At 68.9% G+C, this 1,493-nt stretch carries 2 protein-coding genes; one reads left to right on the top strand and one right to left on the bottom strand.

Annotated features, from left to right (window positions below):
- Positions 1–310, bottom strand: a 310-nt coding sequence (locus tag CCN56_RS19925) for a transposase (protein ID WP_143664571.1), incomplete at its 3' end; no start/stop codon positions are given.
- 593 nt (positions 311–903) lie between these two features.
- On the opposite strand from CCN56_RS19925, the gene CCN56_RS19915 reads away from it, so the two are divergent.
- On the top strand, positions 904–1,493 hold a 590-nt coding region (locus CCN56_RS19915; protein ID WP_306300614.1), incomplete at its 3' end, for a biotin carboxylase N-terminal domain-containing protein.

Raw genomic sequence — 1,493 nt, 5'->3', positions numbered from 1 at the left:
GAGACAGATCCAGGAGGCCGGCGTCGTCGAGGCGGTGCAGGATCTCCTCGTGCAGCCGGCCCCAGACTCCTGCACGCGACCAGATCAGGAACCGGCGGTGCGCGGTCGACTTCGATATCCCGAAGCAGGGTGGCAGGGCCCGCCAGGCGCATCCGGACACCAGCACGTAGATGATCGCGGCGAACAGCGTCTCATCAGGCGTGTCCTGCGTCCCGCCACCCTGCGGCCGCACCCGGGAGGGCGGGATCAGCGGCTTGGCGATCTCCCACAGCCCGTCCGGAACGATCCAACTCCACGTACCCCGCCCCATGACGGCCTCAACGACCGCCTCACCACATAGGACACGGTCTCAGACCTCAGCTCTACACCTCTCAGGCCGGAGGAGGCCGCTACCGCAGACTGGACCTGGACCGGCCGGGCATCGTTCTCGTCCACCGCAGGAGCGCCAAGGGGCTTGGCTTCGACACCGTCGTCGTCCCCGACACGCATACCGATGCCGCCACCGATCCCACCTCGGCCGCACTGCGCATGGAGTACTACGTGATGGCCACACGAGCCAGGCGTGAACTGCACTTCGCCCATGAGGGGGAAGCCGAGCCCCCACTGCTGGCACCGGTGGGGACGGGCGAGCTGTTGCGCGGCTGAGGCAAGGGGCGTGGTCGTCGGCCGGTCCTTCTCCGGTCGTCGGCCGGCCCTTCCTCGGGCGTCTCTCTGACGGGTTTCTGACGTTGGGCCGGGACTTCTTTGCGTTCGTCTGCAGTTCCTGAACCTGACGGTGAAGCAGGCTGCGAAATCTGACGGAACCGGTCGGAGCCCTGCACCGGGAGGCATTGCAGGGGATTTCGGCGCGGGACAACCTTGAATGCGAGTTCAAGCGAGTTCCGAGTCGGGAGAGAGTCCATCGTGCGCAAGGTGCTCATCGCCAACCGCGGCGAGATCGCTGTCCGCGTGGCCCGGGCCTGCCGGGATGCGGGGATCACGAGTGTGGCCGTGTACGCGGATCCGGATCGGGACGCCCTGCATGTGAGAGTGGCGGACGAGGCGTTCGCGCTCGGTGGTGACACACCGGCGACGAGCTATCTCGATGCCGCCAAGGTGCTGCGGGCGGCGGCCGATTCCGGTGCGGACGCGGTGCATCCCGGTTATGGCTTCCTTTCGGAGAACGCCGAGTTCGCGCAGGCGGTCCTGGACGCCGGGCTGATCTGGATCGGGCCGCCGCCGCAGGCCATTCGTGATCTGGGTGACAAGGTCGCCGCCCGTCACATCGCCCTGCGCGCCGGTGCGCCGCTGGTCGCGGGCACGCCGGACCCGGTGTCGGGTGCCGACGAGGTCGTGGCGTTCGCCGAGGAGCACGGCCTGCCGGTCGCGATCAAGGCCGCCTTCGGTGGTGGCGGGCGTGGCCTGAAGGTCGCCCGCACCCTGGAGGAAGTACCGGAGCTGTACGAGTCGGCGGTGCGCGAGGCCGTCGCCGCGTTCGGCCGGGGCGAGTGCTT

Source organism: Streptomyces sp. NRRL B-24572, assembly GCF_002156145.1.
GTDB lineage: Bacteria > Actinomycetota > Actinomycetes > Streptomycetales > Streptomycetaceae > Streptomyces > Streptomyces vietnamensis.
Note: the sequence above shows the minus strand (reverse complement) of the source record. Positions and strands in the feature narration are given on the sequence as shown.